Below are 14,930 nucleotides of genomic sequence, written 5' to 3' on the forward strand. Positions count from 1 at the left end.
CAGTTCGTGTACCGAATTCGTCTTCGACGGGTCTTGGGAGGAGACGTGGAGCACCGATGTCCCTCCTCGATCCGCGGTCTGTTCCCGCGGTCGGGCGAGGGCGGTGCCCCGGACCGGCATCGCAGTGTGCCGTCGGTCCTGAGGGCCAGGGCGACCTGAAAGGCGGCACCGTGCGCCTGGAGGTGTGGAGCGCCATCGGTCCCGTCGGGGTGGGGCGCGACGTACTCCGGGAGGCGGGCGGCCAAGGGCCGTGGGGTCCCCCCGCACGGAGGCCTTCTCCACGTCGTCGGCGCGGGCCCGTCCCCTGCCGGACGTGCCGCGTGCGCCGGAACGCGTGTGCCGGTCGTGACGGCGCACGTGTCGTGTGTCAGCCCCGTCGCAGGTCCCCGCGGTCGATCCGGGCCAGGAGAGGCGGCTCGGACTCTCCTTCGTAGCCGAGGTGGAGTTCCTGCCGGGCGCGGGTGGCCATCACGTAGTACGACATGCGCAGGGCGGCGGAGGTGGGGTCCGTGCCCGCGTCCGCGTGCGTGTCGGGAATGACGACCGTGTCGAAGCCCAGCCCCTTGGCGCTGCGGCGGTGCACGATCACGATGCCGGGGCGGCCGAGGTCGAGGTTGCGGTACTGGCCGCCCTTGGACTCGGACGTGTACAGCTGGGGCTTCAGGCGCGGCGCGCGGTTCTGGACGCTGCCGAGCAGGGAGAACTGGGTGTGCTTGGTGGCTGCGATCACCCCGATGCTCTTCCCCGGCTGCGCCTCGGCGAGCAGGACGAGCAGGTCCGCGACGCCCCGCTCGTGGAAGCGGTGCAGGCGCGGCACCGGTCCCTGGCGGCCGGGCAGGACCGGCGTGCCGGCGCCGGTGTGGAAGTGGGCCGCGAAGGACGCGATCTGCTCGGTGTTGCGGTGGTTGCCGGCGAGTTCGTGCCGGGTGCACTGACCGAGGTTGCGGACGATCTCGTCGAGGGTGGAGTTGGTGTCGGTGAGCCGTTGGCACTGGTCCGCGAAGACGGTCGTACGGGCCTTGAGCATGCGGCAGAGCAGGTAGAACTCGGGCGGCAGGTCCTGGCCCTCGTCGATGACCAGGGTGGGCCCGACGGCCGGGGCGGTCTCGGCGGCACGGTTGTGGAGGGCGTCCCAGTCGTACCAGCCGTCGCCGCCGCCGGGCGGTGTGGTGCCGTACCAGTCGGCGAGCCAGCGGTGTGCGGTCGTGACGTGGACCGAGCGGTCCGCGGGACCCAGTGCGTGCGCCGTGCCGGCGAGCGACTGGCGCAGCAGGTTGGAGTAGGTCAGCAGGACCACCGGGGTGCCGGTGAGGGCGAGCATGGCGGCGCGCTGCGCGGCCAGCACGCTCTTGCCGCTGCCCGGGGGCCCGCTGACCAGGTGGTTGCCGTCGAAGGGGAGCCCGTCGAGGCCGGACCGCTGGTCGGGGTCGAGGTCGAGGTAGGTGACGGTCACTGTTGCTCCAGGGCGCCCGCCGCGGCGGCGCGGGCCGTGGTGATGATCGACTGCAGGTAGCCGGGGACCCGTTCGCCGCCGACGACGAGGGCCCGGTCCAGGAGGCTGTTGCCGGCCTCGCAGCTGGTCTCCGGGAGCAGGGCGCAGGCGTGGCAGGCGGCCCGGTTGAGGTTGCCGAAGCCCTGTCCGGAGTGTTCGGCGCACAGCGGGTCGGCGGAGCACCAGGCGGCGGACTCGGTCATCCGCAGCAGGGTCTCGGCCAGCCGCGGTGGTTCGCCCTGGCGGACGAGCCCGCCGAGGGTGCCTTCGGCGTCCCCGGCGGCGGTGTAGACGAGGATGCCGTACTGGTCCTGTTCGGGGCGGGCGTAGATCCGTTCGCGCAGGCTCGCCGTGGTGTAGCCGGACTCGAAGGACAGCTGGCGGATGAGGAGGTGGGCCAGGGTGTGCAACAGGACGAAGCGCGGGGAGAGTTCGGGACCGGTCACGTTCTGGAGGCGGTCCTTCTGGAAGGAGCGGTCGAGGTCGGCCCGCATGCCCTCGACGCGTCCGCGTACGTCCGGGTCCTCCTCCCATGCCTTCAGCGCGCCGTGGTCGAGGGTGAGGAGGATGCCCTCGCCGAAGACCTCGACGGCGGGCAGCCACTTGAGCCGGCGCGAGGTGTCGGCGGGGACGACGACGGCGTCCGGGGAGACCCGGGTGAAGCCGGACAGGGCGCGGACCTCGCGAAGCCGGTCGGCGAGGACGACGCGGCCGAAGCGGCGCGCGAGACCGGCCCAGGGTTCGGCGGTCTCACCGGCCAGGCCGAGCGTGGTCTCGCGCAGGGCGAAGTCACGGGTGGCGGGTGGGGCGGGTGCCGTGAAGGCGGCCCATTCCTCCCGGCTCAGGTCGGGCCGTGCGGGGCCGTCGGACGCGGCAGCGGTGGCGGTGGCGTCCGGGCTCGTGCCGCCCGTCTCCTCGGCCAGGAGTGCGTCCAGCAGGCCGTCGTCGGCTCCCGTGTCCTCCTGGATCATCTGCCGGAACAGGACGGCACGCGGTGAGGCCGGGTCCCGGCACAGCGACACCCATAGGTGGTGTTCCCGCACCTGGTCCGCGAGCGCGTCGTCGGCGTGGGCGGGGGCGTCGGTCTCGGGGATGTCGAGCGCGGAGTGCACGATCGGGTAGTAGAGGTTGCCGGCGGTCCGCTGCACGATCTGCACCGGGCGCGGGCACTCGACGGCTTCACTTGCACGCTGCCAGGGGTTGCGTCCCGGGCAGCGCATGCCGTGGGTGCCGAGGATGTCGAGCAGGTCCCGGACGGCTCCGCAGCCCTTCGCGGTGCAGGCGACGGAGAGCGCTTCGAGGCCGGAGGCCCGTTCGGAGACGAGGAAGCGCAGCTTCTCGCGTTCCCCGCACTGCCGCCGCTCGCCCCCGTCGCGCCGTGAGTGCGCCCAGAACCACCAGTCGACGTCGCCGAGGTGCCCGGCCTGGCAGATCTGCACGAACCGCATCGGCGCCAGCGTCCGCGCCGGGGAGCAGGAGGGGCAGCGCGGCGCCTGGCCGCGCTTCTCGTCGGCGATCCGCCACCGCTTCATCCGCCGGCAGGAGCCGCAGAACAGCCAGGAGGGGAAGCGGATGTACGGCGCTCCGGGCGCGTCGGCGACGTCGAAGCGGTCATGGGCGGTGGCGGGCGCGGCGTAGAAGCCGGAGACGCCGAGGCGGTCCGCGAGGCGGGGCGAGTCGACGGGCTGCCTGCCGCGGGACGGCCAGTCGCCGATGCCGGTGGCGACGAACGACTCGCCCTGGATGTCGAAGACGGCCCCGGCCCCGAAGGGCACCACGGTCTGCGACTGACGTACCCGGAGTGTGCGGCTCACAGGTCGGCTCCCTTCACTGTCACCTGGCATTCCCGGTCGACGTTGCGCATCGAGTGGGGTGTCTCCCACAGGCCGTGGAGCTGCTCGAAGCTCTTGATGAGGTGGGACTGACCCTTGCCCTGGCTGCGGTAGTACAGCTCGCGTCCGTCCTTGCGGGCCTGGCGCGCGAGGTCCTCCCATTCGGCGAGCAGCCCGTCGAGTTCCTCGCGCACCGCGTCGCCGGTCCCCGGTTCGGCGGTCTCCGCCCGCTGTGCCAGCTCCTCGGCCAGCGCTTCCGCTTCGGGCATCCGGTCGAGGATCAGTCCGGCCTGGTTCTCGGCCGCGAGCCCGAGCCGGTGGCGTACGAGGACGACGAGCACGGCGTGCAGGGCGCGGCGGCGGGAGGGCACGGACCAGGGGGTGACGCTGGTCGGTTCGACGTGCCGGTAGAGCGCGCGGTGGTAGACGTCGAAGGTCTCGTAGTGCGAACGGTCCCTGGGGCGGGTGGCGTTGAAGAAGGTCACCACGAGTCCGGGTACGGCGTGGCGGCCGACGCGGCTGGTGGCCTGGATGTACTCGGCGGTCGTCTTGGGCTGCCCCTGCATCAGCATCAGGGCGAGCCGCTTCACGTCGACGCCCACGGAGAGCATGTTGGTGCAGGGCAGGAAGGACACCGATCCCGTGTCGTCCCAGCTCTTCTCCAGCCGGTCGAGGAGCACGGGCTGCTCGGAGCGCGGCAGGTTGCTGGTGAGTTCCTCGACCTGCTGGTCCGGCAGGGGGCGTACGCCGCTGCCGGAGTCGAGTCCGGCGAGCTGGGCGGGGATGTCGTCGGCGGCGGCGGTGACCGTGCGGCCCAGTTCGCGCAGGCTGTGATGGTAGGCGACGAGGGTCCAGTAGGCGTCCCGGTGTTCCTCGGGCAGTTCCCAGGCGCCCTGGAGCAGGGCGGCGGCGGTGGCGACGGAGGCACGGCCGGCGGTGTGTCCCTGGGCCATGACACCGACGTAGCGGCGGCCCGGCCGGGAGGTGTCGGGTTCGGCGAAGTAGGAGTGGCGGGCGTCGAGTCCGGCGGGCGGGAAGAGCTGGACGTCTCCCCCGTACAGGGCGCGGACCTGCTCGCCGGAGCGGCGGATGGTGGCGGTGGACGCCACGACCTTGGGCCCGGTGCCGTCCGGCCCGGTGCACAGTCCGAGGACGGCGGACTCGTAGAGGCCGACGGTGGTGCCGAGCGGGCCGGTGAGCAGGTGCAGTTCGTCCTGGATGACGAGGGACGGCGGCCGGTGCCCGGTGCCGGCGCCGAAGAGCCGTCCCGCACGCGGTTCCCAGGCGAGGCGGGCGAACTTGTCGACGGTGCCGAGGACGAAGGTGGGCGGACGGTCGTACAGGTGGTCGTCCACGACGGCGACGGGCAGCTCGTCGTGGAAGAGGCACTCGTCCCGGGGGCAGAAGAAGGCGAAGGAGTCGGCGCCTGCCCGCACCCCGTAGTCGCCGATGTCGGGCGACTTGTGGGCGGGCAGGACGCGGGTGCCGCACCACGGGCAGCGGTCCAGGATGAACACGTCGTCCGGGGTGGCGGCCGCCCGCGCGTCCTCGAAGTCGCGGCGCGCCTTGTCGTAGCTGTTCGCGGTGGTGGTCTCACCGACCCACAGCCCGATGGAGAACGGCTCCTCGCCGTAGGTGGCCGGGTCGGCGCGGCGCATGGACTCCAGGGCGCACACGGTCGTCGCGGCGCGCTGGAACTGCTGGGTGGTCAGCAGGCTGAGCGTGTACCGGCTGAGTACGGCGGTGCCCCCGCCGTCGGGTCCGCTCCGGCGCAGCACCATCACGAACGCGGCCAGCAGCAGGTACGCCTCGGTCTTGCCGCCACCGGTCGGGAACCAGATGAGGTCCGTGACGGCGCGGTCCGGGTGCCGGGGGTCGACGGCGCCGTCGACGGCCAGCAGGAAGAACGCGAGCTGGAAGGGGCGCCAGGTGGCGTCCGCGTACGGTCGCGGGTCCGGCGGCACGCCGTCGTCGCGGCGGGGGCGCCGGGTGCCGGCGAGGTCGGCGGCGGAGTGGCGCATCTGCAGCGCCATGGCGTGGTTGGCGGCCCGGAAGGCGTGCAGCAGTTCGGGGCGCCGGGGGTCGCAGAGGGTGCGGACGCCGGACTCGATGCGGGAGACCGCGGTGCCGATCCGTCCGAGGACGCGGTCGGCCGCCTCGCGGCCCCATGCGGGTACCTCGGTGTTGAGCTGGCCGACGTACCAGGCCCGGTAGGCGGAGGCGAACTCGAAAAGTTCTTCACGGAGTTGGTCGGTGGAGACGGCCGGGTCGGCGAGGTGGGTGAGGCTGAGCACGGGGGTGTCGGTGAGTCCGGCGGCTCGTACGCCCGTGACCTCCGCCTCGGGCATGACGGCCGCCCGGAGTCCGGTCACCGTCCGGCCGTCGTCCCGCAGCTCCTCGACGGCGCACCCGTGGCCGACGGCGTGGGTGCGCACGTGCCGGTACTGCAGGCGCAGTTCCTGTTCCTCCGGGTCCCTGCTGGCCAGGCGCACGCTCGGGTACGGGAGCACCTGCCCGCCGGCGGGCCGGGCCCGCAGCTCCACCTGGAACAGCATCCCGTCCCAGTGGGCACTTTTTCCGAGCGCGGAGTCGTACCGGGCCGCGTTGACGAGGGCGACGGTGACGAGCTTCCCGTTGCCGAAGTCGCGGCGCGTGACGCGCAGTTCGGCTCGCGCGTCCAGGACGGGGACCTGGTTCCGGTCCGGGCCGAGGAGATGCGTCTCGGCCGGTATCGCGATCCGCTGCCACGTCCGGCCGCGCTGACCGCTGCGCGACCGGGTGCGGTAACGGGCGGCGGAGCACTCGACCTCGAGGGTCTCGGCATCGGTGTAGAAGCTGAAGCCGAGGGACGACGGCAGCCAGGAGTTCGACTCCGGCACGGGGTCGCCCGCCGGCGCGGTGTCCTCGGCCCCCCGCTCGGTGCCGGCCCCGTCGAACTCCTCCTTGGCGAGGTCCAACTGCCCCTGCAAGTCCGCTTCCTGCGGGTAGAGGGTGCCCATGAGGTACTGCCGGTCGGGCGGCGCGTCGAGCGTCTCGTCGTCACCGCCGACCGGACCGACGAGCTGTCGCCGCAGGTAGGAGACGAGTTCCTGTCTGGGGTCCATGGGATTCCTGGTGTTGATGGGTGTCGATGGGTGTCGATGGGTGGGGCGGGGAGGGGGACGGGTGGGCGGCCGGCGGGCTCAGGAGCGGCGCCAGCGGTCCCGGAGGGAGCCGCGACCGCGGTCGGCCGCTTCCTGGGCCGCGGCCAGTTGCGCCTGCGCTTCGTCGAGTTGCGCCTGTACCTCGCCGAGCCGTGTCTGCGTCTCGCCGAGTTGCGTCTGCAGGTCGGTGAGGCGGAGCCAGGCGTCGTGCTCACTCTGGGCGATGCGCTGGGCCGCCTCCCGCTCGGCCTCCTCGGCGCGCCGCCGGGCCGCCTCGACGAACAGGTCCCGCTGGGCGACGGCCGCCTCGGCCTTCCGCAGGCGTGCCTCCACCTCGGAGACGCGCAGTCGGGCGCCCTGGAGGTACTCCTCCCGCGCCGAGGCGGCGGCACGCTCCCGCTCGGCGGCAGTCGCCTCGGCCTTCCGTGCGCGGGTCTCCAGCTCGGCGGCAGTCGCCTCGGCCTTCCGTGCGCGGGTCTCCAGCTCGGCGGCAGTCGCCTCGGCTTGCCGTAGGCGGATCTCCAGCTCGGCGACCCACGCTCCGGCGGCGCGTTCACGCTCGGCGGCCACCGCCTGGGCCTCGCTCAGCCGTGTCTCGAGGTCCCCGATGCGTGCCTCGGCGCCTTCGCGGTAGTCGCGCAGCCTCTGCTCCAGCTCGTCCGCCCGCTGCCCGGTGCCGGTCGTCTCCCGGGCGGCCTCCTCCGCACGCTCGGCACGGCGCAGCACCGCCTCGTAGGCCTCGCGGTGCTGCTCCTTCAGACGCGCGAGGTGCTCCTCGGCCTGGCGCCGCACCTGCCTCTCGCGCCGGTCCCGGGACCGGTCCGCGCGGTGCAGAAGCACCTCTTCCCACGCGTCGAGCTGTCGCTCGGCCTCGGCCCGTACGGCCGCGACACGCTCGTCGGCGCGGCGCCGTTCCTGGTCCAGCCGGAGCTCGTTCTCCTGCGTCAGCAGGGCGATCCGGGCCTCGTGCCGGGCGTGGACCTCGGCGAGCGACGGCTCGGTGTCGGCCGGCCGCGGCCCGGTCGACGCGGAAGGAGCGGGAGGGGTTTCCGGATGCCCGTCCGCCGTATCGGCCGCCTGCTCCGCGGCCGTGCTCTCACCGGCACCGCCGTTCCTCGGGGCGGGAACCGTCCGTGGTGGGCGCGCCACGACGAACTCCGCGAGGGCGGCACCGACGGCACGGCGCGACTCGGCGCTCACCAGTGGTCTTGTGGCCAGGTACGCCCGGGGAGTGACCCCGGCCAGCGCTCCGGCGGGCCGCTCGAAGAAGTGCTCGGGTCGCAGCCCCGCGTTCTTGACGGAGTCGAGCACCTTCTGCAGGACTTCGAGGGCTTCGACCACGGGCCGGTCGAGCGTCCCCCGATGCCGCGCGGCGCGCACCACCGCGTCCGTGGCGGAGGAGCCGAGCAGCACGGACAGTTGCAGATGTCCCAGGGCGAGCAGAGCGTACTCGGCGAGCCAGGTCACTCCTCCGCCCAGCGGTGGCCGCGTCAGCGTCAGGGCCTTGTCCCAGTCGGCGGTGGTCTGCGGCGCACCGGCCGGGCCGGTGGTCTCCGCCGGCCGTTCCGTCTCCGGTGCCGGGGCCGGGGCCGGTTCGAAGCCGGGCGCCTGCGTGGCCTCAGACTCCAGTGCCTGCTCGTTCTCAGACTCCGGTACCTGCTCGTTCTCGGGTTCTGGTACCTGCTCGCCCTCAGCCTCCGGTACCCGCCCGGGCTCCGCTGCCCGCTCGCTCTCCGCCTCCGCCGGTTTCGCCACCACGGCGAGGAACTCCCGCAGCGCGTCCCGTACGGCCAGCCGCGACTCGCGCTCCACCAGGGGCCTGCGTACGAGATAGTCGTGGGGCGTCGCCCCGACGAGCGCTTCGGCGGGGCGGTCGAAGAAGTCTTCCGGGCGCTGCCCGGCGGCCACCAGGGCGTCGAAGACCCGGCGCAGCACTTCCAGCGCGGTCAGCACCGGACGCGAGAGGCGTCCGCCGCTGCGGGCGTCCCGTACCACCACGTCGGCGGCCGGCTGCCCCAGCACCGCCGTCAGGCCGTCGTCCCCCAGCGCCGTACGTGCGTAGTCGGCGAGCCACCAGAGGTGGTCGACGGGCTCCTCCGCCATCCGGCGGGCACGCTCCCAGTCGGCGGCGAGGGTGTCCGGAGCCGTGGTGTCCACGGCTTCACCGGTGTCCGTGAGCTCTCCCGCGGGGGCGTCTTCCCGGGGGATCACGGACATCACGTTCTCCGCCTCGACGGTCGGCGTGTCGCCGTTCGGCTCCGTCTCCCCGACCACCGAGGCGGGTACCGAAGCCGCGGTCACGGCCTCAGTCGCCGCTGCCCGCTCCCCGGCGACCCGGGCGAGGCGCTCCGCCCTGGCCTTGCGCAGGGCGATCCGGGCCCGGGCGGTGCGGGCCGCGTGGGTGGCGCGGGCGATCCGGGCCGCCCGCTTGGCCTCGGCGGCGCGTTCCGCCGCGCGCTCGGCCTTCTCGCACACGGCGTCCAGGCCGACCAGCCCCGCCTCGCGCACCCGCTCCCGCAGCACGGGCCGGACCTTGCCCTCGATCTGCCGGATGCGTTCCCGGGTGACGCCGAATTCGCGTCCGAGCTCGTCCAGGGTCGAGGGTTCGTCCCCGTCGAGCCCGAGCCGCCGCACCAGGATGCGCGCCTCCCGTTCGGTGAACGTGTCCACCACGGCCAGGATCTCCGCCGCGTGCAGGACGCCCACCACCTGCCGCTCCACCGACGGCAGGACGTGGGTCTCCGCCACGAAGTCCGCCAGGGTCGCGCCGTCGCCGATGACCCGGTCCAGGGAGTCGGTGCGCCGGGTGAGCTTCCGGATCTCCTGCACCTTCTGCAGGGTCATGTCGCACCGCACCGCGACATCGGCGTCGTCCGCGCGCCGCCCCTCGGCCGCGAGGGCGCGTTCGGCCCTGGCCACCTTCCGCATCTGTTCGTGCATGTGCACCGGGACGCGGATGAGGGTGCCCTCGTCGGCGATGGCCCGGGTGATGGACTGCCGGATCCACCAGGTGGCGTAGGTGGAGAACTTGTTGCCCATGGTCGGGTCGAACTTCCGCGCCGCCCTGAGCAGACCGAGGAAGCCGTGCTGGAGGAGGTCGTCGTAGTCGAGCCCCTGGTCCAGGTAGGGCCGCACCATGGAGTGCACGAGTCGCTGGTTGTGCACCACGAGACAGTCCCGGGCACGGATTCTGAGGTCTTCGGGAGGGAGGGCCTTCAGCTCGTCCTCGTCCGGTTCCCGCGCGATGTGGTCCGGTCCGCCCCGCAGCAGCACGGCGAGGCCGACCTCGGCCTGCGCGCTCAGCAACCGCCTGTCGGGGCGCCGCACCCGTCGGTCGGTGTCCAGGACGGCGTGCGCCGCGGCCACCGACTCCGCGAGGTCCCCTCGTGACACGTCCCCCGCGGCCACGTCCTGCCCCGGATCCGACGCACCCTCCTCCGAACCCGGCGCATCGTCGGACGTGTCCGGCCCGTCGGTCTCCTCGCCGCCCTCGGCGCCCCGCTCCCCCTCCGGGTCCCGCACCAGGGCCCTCGCGCGGAGCTGAGCGGCCTCATGCGCGCCGAGCCCGGCGAGCCGGACCACGCCGTCGACGACCCGCTGAGTCACGTACCCGTCGGCGTCGGCATAGCGGGCCAGCAGGTCCTGTACGAGCGACACGCGAGGGGACACATTTTCTGCACGATCCCGTGCAACCTTTTCACCACTCCGCTGGTCACCCCCTGTGTGCACCTGCAATTCCCCCACGGGCAGTCCCAGCCGGGCCAGCTCCTGACGCAGCCGCTCCCGCTCGGCGTCCCCCAGCGCGAGCGCCCGCACGCTCTCGAGGAAGACGTGCTCCGGGACGACGCCGTCCACGGCCGCGCGCCGCAACCGCGCCAGCACCTCACCGAGCGCCGCGCGCAGACCGGACGATCCGGCGTCGGCCACAGACCACTGCGTCATTCGTTCACCCCACAACTTTCCTCGGCCTCACGCTAGACCTGATGCGTTGATGATGTCAACGGATGTTGACCTGTGGGTTCGGCCACCCTTCGTGTACTATTCCGTCCGCTGTCGCTCCCCCTCTGTCACGATGGGTGAGCGCAGTGACACGTGAGGGGGTCTCCGTCCACCCGGCAGGGCAGGACGCGGGAACGTGTACAAGGGCCGAAGAAACGAGGGGCAGTGAGCCAGGAGCTGGTCGACAACAGGTTCCGCATCGGACAGGTCATCGACAGGGGCGCCATGGGGGAGGCCCACCGCGCCGGGTCCGGCCGCCGGAGCCGGCATGGACGTCTTCGGCGTCCACCGGGCCATGGCCCCCGCCACCCCGCCTGACCTCACCCCACACCACCCGCGCGCGCTCACCATCGACATCCCAGGGGGGACCATGAGCAACCCGCACCAGCCCGATCCGAAGCCCTCGACGTACGAACTCGAAGTATGGGAATCCATCCAGCGGTACAAGGGCCGCCCGCTGTCACAGGCGATGCAGAACGCCGGCGAGCACGTGGCCAACGGCGTCGCCCAACTCGGCAAGCGGGCCGCGAAACAGTTGGAGAAGCACCCTAGAGCCGCGTCGGCGGTCTCGCGGGGACAGGAGTTCGTCGCCAAGGGCGCGTCCAAGGCCGGGGAAAAGGCACGCAACGCCGCCGAGCACATGCCGGAATGGGGCGGCACCGCCGTGCAGTCCGTCCGGAAGACCGTGGGGAAGGTCTCTCGCGCGGGGCTCTCCCCCAAGCGGGTCGTGGCACTCCACAACAAGCGCGGGCACGAGGTCGCCTCACTCTCCGACGTGCGCCGCCTCGACCTCGAACAGGTCGAGAAGGTTCGCGGCCGGGCGGCGAGCTGGTACTACCCCGCTGCGGCGGCGTTCTCGGGCGCGGGTGCCGGGCTCGCCATCACCGGAGGACAGCTCGCCATCACCGCCTCCGCCGGCGCCGCGGCAGCGCCTTCGGCCGGTGCGATCGCGGGCGCGTTCACGGCGGACACCGCGGTCGTCCTCGGACTCTCGTCCCGGGCCGTCGGCCAGATCTCTCTGTTTTACGGCTACGACCCCGAAGAGCCCTCCGAGAAGCTCTTCATCATGTCTGTCGTCAACCTCGGGACCGCGAGTTCGGCCACCGCCAAGAACGCCGCGATGGCCGACATCTCGAAGCTCACGCAGGCGCTCTTCAAGGGCAAGTCCTGGGATGTCCTGAACAACGCGTTCGTCACCAAGGTCTACTCGAAGTTCACCGAGGCATTCGGCGTCCGCCTCACCAAGAAGGGGCTCGGCAAGGTCGTACCCGCCTTCGGCATCGTCGTCGGCTCCACCCTGAACTGGGCGACGCTGGAAGGGGTCGTCGACGCGGCCGAGATGGCGTACCGGCGCCGGTTCCTCCTGGAGAAGTACCCCTATCTCGCCGAGGAGGAGGTGCCCGTGACGTTCACCGACACGGATGCCCCAGAGGACACCGACGAGAAGATCAGCGTGCTCGACGAGATCGTCGAGGAGGGCGGCCCGGACCTCCGCTGATCTGTCGTCCCTGTGGTGCGCGTGTCCCCGTGCGCACCACAGGGACGACGTGGCTCACGCCCCGGCCGCGAACCGCACGAAGCGGGACCACTCCTCACGCCCGAAGGCGAAGTGGGGACGCGTCACGTCTTTGGAGTCCCGGACGTGGATGGCCTGTTCGGTGACGGCGACCTCCACACAGCTGTCCCCCTGCGCACTGCTGTAGCTGGACTTGGACCAGTCGAGTTCGGACATGCTCACAGTTCTCCTCGCATCCGCTCCAGCAGGCCCACGGAGTCCTTCGGGGAGAGGGCCTGCGAGCGCAGTCTCGCATAGCGCATGTGCAGACGACTGACCTGTTTCGGGTCAGCAATCAGGCGACCGTTCTCCTGCCCTTCGGAGTATCCACGCCAGCTCCCGTCAGGCGTCTCCAGCAGCTGGATGGGACCAGCCATGCATGCGTGGTACTCGGTGTCGGCAGGCATGATCTGCAACGTGACGTTCCTCGGTGCAACTGCCTGGAGAACATGGTCGATCAGGTCACGAGTCACATCAGCACCGCCGAGTCGACGCACGAACAGTGACTCCTCGACGATGAAGTCGAAGGCGGTGTCGGGACGTTCCACGAGCAGGCACTGTCGCTCCAGACGTGCCTGAACCGTGGCCTCCAGGTCCTCGTCCGACAGGGGCGGGATGTCGTTGTCACAGAGGGCCCGCATGTACCCCACCGACTGCAACAGGCCCGGCACCAACCGGCACTCGTACGTGCACAGACTCACCGCCTCCCGCTCCAGCCGGGCCCACCGCCGGAACCACGCCGCCAGCCCCGCCTCCCCCCGCGTCAGGAACCGCGCCGAGTGCCGTAGCGCCCCCGTGTTCCCCAGCGCCTCCTCCGCCCGCTCCACGAAGGACGCGTCCGGCATCCGCCGGCCCAACTCCACCGACTCCACCGTGTGCTTGGAGTACCGGACCAGCTCCCCGAACTGCACCCTGCTCAGCCCCGCGTGCTCCCGCAGCGCCTGCACGACCGCCCCGAACGTCCGCAGACTGTCCGACGGATCCGGCTCCCGCTCGCACTCCCCACCCGCTACCGTCGGCTCCACATGGTCGGTCGTCATCCGAGGCCCACCTCCAGGTTCGCGCACACCGGGTCCCTCTGATGGAAAACGCCGGGAGCAGCCAACAGGACACTCGTACAACCCACCCGTCATCCCCGTACGGTGACGCACCGTACGGGGAGGGACCCCGCATAGACGCTCACGCGAGAGCTGTATGTCCGCAACCGGAAGGGATCTTTCGCCCTGGAGGCGAGCACCCGGCCCCACCCTTGCCCGCGCCACCACACCACCGACGCGCCGACCGCCTCACGGCAAGGGCATTTCCAGCTCGATCCACTTCGTGATCGATGGGCGCGAGGGGTGCCAGCCAAGGTCGTGAGCCCGGGTGGCACGTACGCGGCTGTTGGCACCGAGGGCGTACCGGGAGAAACCCTCCCCCCACGCGGCCGCAGCGGAACCCAGATCCCACGGCTCCACCGGCCCCAGACCCAGCCGACGGGCGATCGCCTCACCGATATCGGCGAACGAGGCGTCCTCGCCGCCCTCCACGAAGTAGAAGCCCGTGGCCGCGGGGTCGGTGAGCGCCAGGTGATACAGGTCGGCCATGTCATCGAGGTGCACCGTCGACCAGCGGTTCAGGCCGCGTCCGACGACGCGGACGGTCTTACCGGCCTGGGCCTGTGTGACCAGCGGCGGGATCAGCACGGTCTGCGGGCGCGGTCCCGTGCCGTTGCCGTAGATCAGTGAGTTGCACAGCACCACCGAACGCACTCCCGCCGCACCGGCATCAACGACGGAGCGGTCGATGGCGTACCGGGCCCGCCGGATCTCGTGGTCCCCCGGGCCGAAAGGCTTCGCGTCGTCGAAGACCACCTCGGATGCGTACTGGCCCTGGGCGTCGTCACCGATGACGCTGGTCCCGCTGGTGTGGATCAACACCTTGCCCGAACCCCGCAGGGCGTCGACAAAGGCGGCCACAGCGCCGCGGTGGTCGCTGTGAGCGGCGTTGACGACCGCGTCGGCGCGGTCGGCCTCTCGCTTGAGCAGCGCCGCGTCGTCGAGGTCCCCGACGACCGGTGTGATGCCGGCGGCGGCGAGAACATCGACCACGCCGGGCGTGCGGGTCAAGCCGCGCACCGTGTGCCCCTCGCGGATCAGACGGCGGGCTACGGCTCCGCCGATATAGCCGCCGGCACCTGTGAGAAAGACGTCCATGATGATTCCTGGCGATGGTGGGGTGGTGGGGGGTGTCAGCTGCGGAAGCGGCCTGCGGCACGCAGGGCTTCATCCAGCGGCAGGCGCTGCTGTCGGTCGCCGAACTCGCAGATGCGAGTGATGCGCCCCTCGTGGGCCGTCACCTGGAGGCAACGTGAAATGCGCACAGGGGTGCCGTTCTCCAGTTCACCCGAAGCGGTGGCGGCCAGAGCGAAGCCGTGGTGGTCGACGTGGAGGGACCAGATGCGGTCGGCGTGGTTTCTCACGAGGTCGGCGGTTGCACGGAGCATCCGCAGCATCGCACCCGCGAACTCCTTGCCGGGAAGTGCCACGGTCTCGTGATCGAAGCTGTGCCAGACCTCCACGGTCTCGGCGAAGAGCAGATCGAACTCGGGGTCGACCTGCGTCAGGCCGTATGTTCCTGCGAACCGGCTGGCGACTTGGCGCACAGCGGCCAGGCAGGCGGACGACTCGGAGTCCTGCTCGTCGGGCCGGCCCGCAGCGGCTGCGGCTGCGGCTATGTCACTGCTGGTCATCGGCTGCCCTCTCGTACCCACCCCCATGCGGTCAGGGGCGCTCGAGAACCAGCGTCCGCGCAACCGTGCCGATGCGCGAAGGCGCCTTGCTGCTATGGCAAAAGTTGCCGATCGAGCGGTCTCAGATGGGGAGCAGCCGGCGGCCCGGAGATGTCGTGCGGCAGCGGCCGCCACCGTC

9 protein-coding genes are annotated in these 14,930 nt (G+C 71.8%); 1 reads left to right on the forward strand and 8 read right to left on the reverse strand.

Features of this window, described 5'->3' with window-relative positions; all coding sequences use genetic code 11:
• Nucleotides 1-367: 367 nt before the first annotated feature.
• The 4 genes from IH50_RS0100715 to IH50_RS38610 form a co-directional block, all read right to left on the reverse strand.
• Nucleotides 368-1,453 (reverse strand): AAA family ATPase, encoded by a 1,086-nt coding sequence (locus IH50_RS0100715; RefSeq protein ID WP_030856106.1) that lies wholly within the window; start codon nt 1,451-1,453, stop codon nt 368-370.
• On the reverse strand, nt 1,450-3,306 hold the full coding sequence (gene drmB / locus IH50_RS0100720; protein ID WP_030856108.1) for a DUF1998 domain-containing protein: 1,857 nt from the start codon (nt 3,304-3,306) through the stop codon (nt 1,450-1,452). Before drmB ends, IH50_RS0100715 begins: the two co-directional genes overlap by 4 nt.
• Nucleotides 3,303-6,428: a helicase-related protein gene (locus IH50_RS0100725; protein WP_030856109.1), complete on the reverse strand. Its 3,126-nt coding sequence runs from the start codon at nt 6,426-6,428 to the stop codon at nt 3,303-3,305. The genes drmB and IH50_RS0100725 overlap by 4 nt, the downstream gene beginning before the upstream one ends.
• 78 nt (nt 6,429-6,506) lie before the next feature.
• Nucleotides 6,507-10,409 carry a sigma-70 family RNA polymerase sigma factor gene (locus tag IH50_RS38610; protein WP_107061947.1) on the reverse strand — a complete coding sequence of 1,301 codons (3,903 nt, stop codon included), beginning with the start codon at nt 10,407-10,409 and terminating at the stop codon, nt 6,507-6,509.
• A gap of 325 nt (nt 10,410-10,734) precedes the next feature.
• Here IH50_RS38610 and IH50_RS0100735 point away from each other — a divergent pair, with 325 nt between their 5' ends.
• Nucleotides 10,735-11,964, forward strand: a complete 1,230-nt coding sequence (locus IH50_RS0100735; RefSeq protein ID WP_234328050.1) for an EcsC family protein — start codon at nt 10,735-10,737, stop codon at nt 11,962-11,964.
• Nucleotides 11,965-12,018: 54 nt separating this feature from the next.
• On the opposite strand, the gene IH50_RS0100740 is transcribed toward IH50_RS0100735, so the two are convergent.
• From IH50_RS0100740 to IH50_RS0100755, 4 genes are all read right to left on the reverse strand, one after another.
• Nucleotides 12,019-12,198 (reverse strand): DUF397 domain-containing protein, encoded by a 180-nt coding sequence (locus IH50_RS0100740; RefSeq protein ID WP_030856118.1) that lies wholly within the window; start codon nt 12,196-12,198, stop codon nt 12,019-12,021.
• Between the two features lie 2 nt (nt 12,199-12,200).
• Nucleotides 12,201-13,061, reverse strand: coding sequence for a helix-turn-helix domain-containing protein (locus IH50_RS0100745; protein WP_030856124.1), 861 nt, complete (start codon nt 13,059-13,061; stop codon nt 12,201-12,203).
• Between the two features lie 246 nt (nt 13,062-13,307).
• Nucleotides 13,308-14,216, reverse strand: coding sequence for an NAD-dependent epimerase/dehydratase family protein (locus IH50_RS0100750; RefSeq protein WP_030856126.1), 909 nt, complete (start codon nt 14,214-14,216; stop codon nt 13,308-13,310).
• 35 nt (nt 14,217-14,251) lie between these two features.
• Nucleotides 14,252-14,752 (reverse strand): hypothetical protein, encoded by a 501-nt coding sequence (locus IH50_RS0100755; protein ID WP_030856128.1) that lies wholly within the window; start codon nt 14,750-14,752, stop codon nt 14,252-14,254.
• Nucleotides 14,753-14,930 lie beyond the last annotated feature (178 nt).

This window comes from Streptomyces sp. NRRL S-37 (assembly GCF_000721605.1).
Classification (GTDB): Bacteria; Actinomycetota; Actinomycetes; order Streptomycetales; family Streptomycetaceae; genus Streptomyces.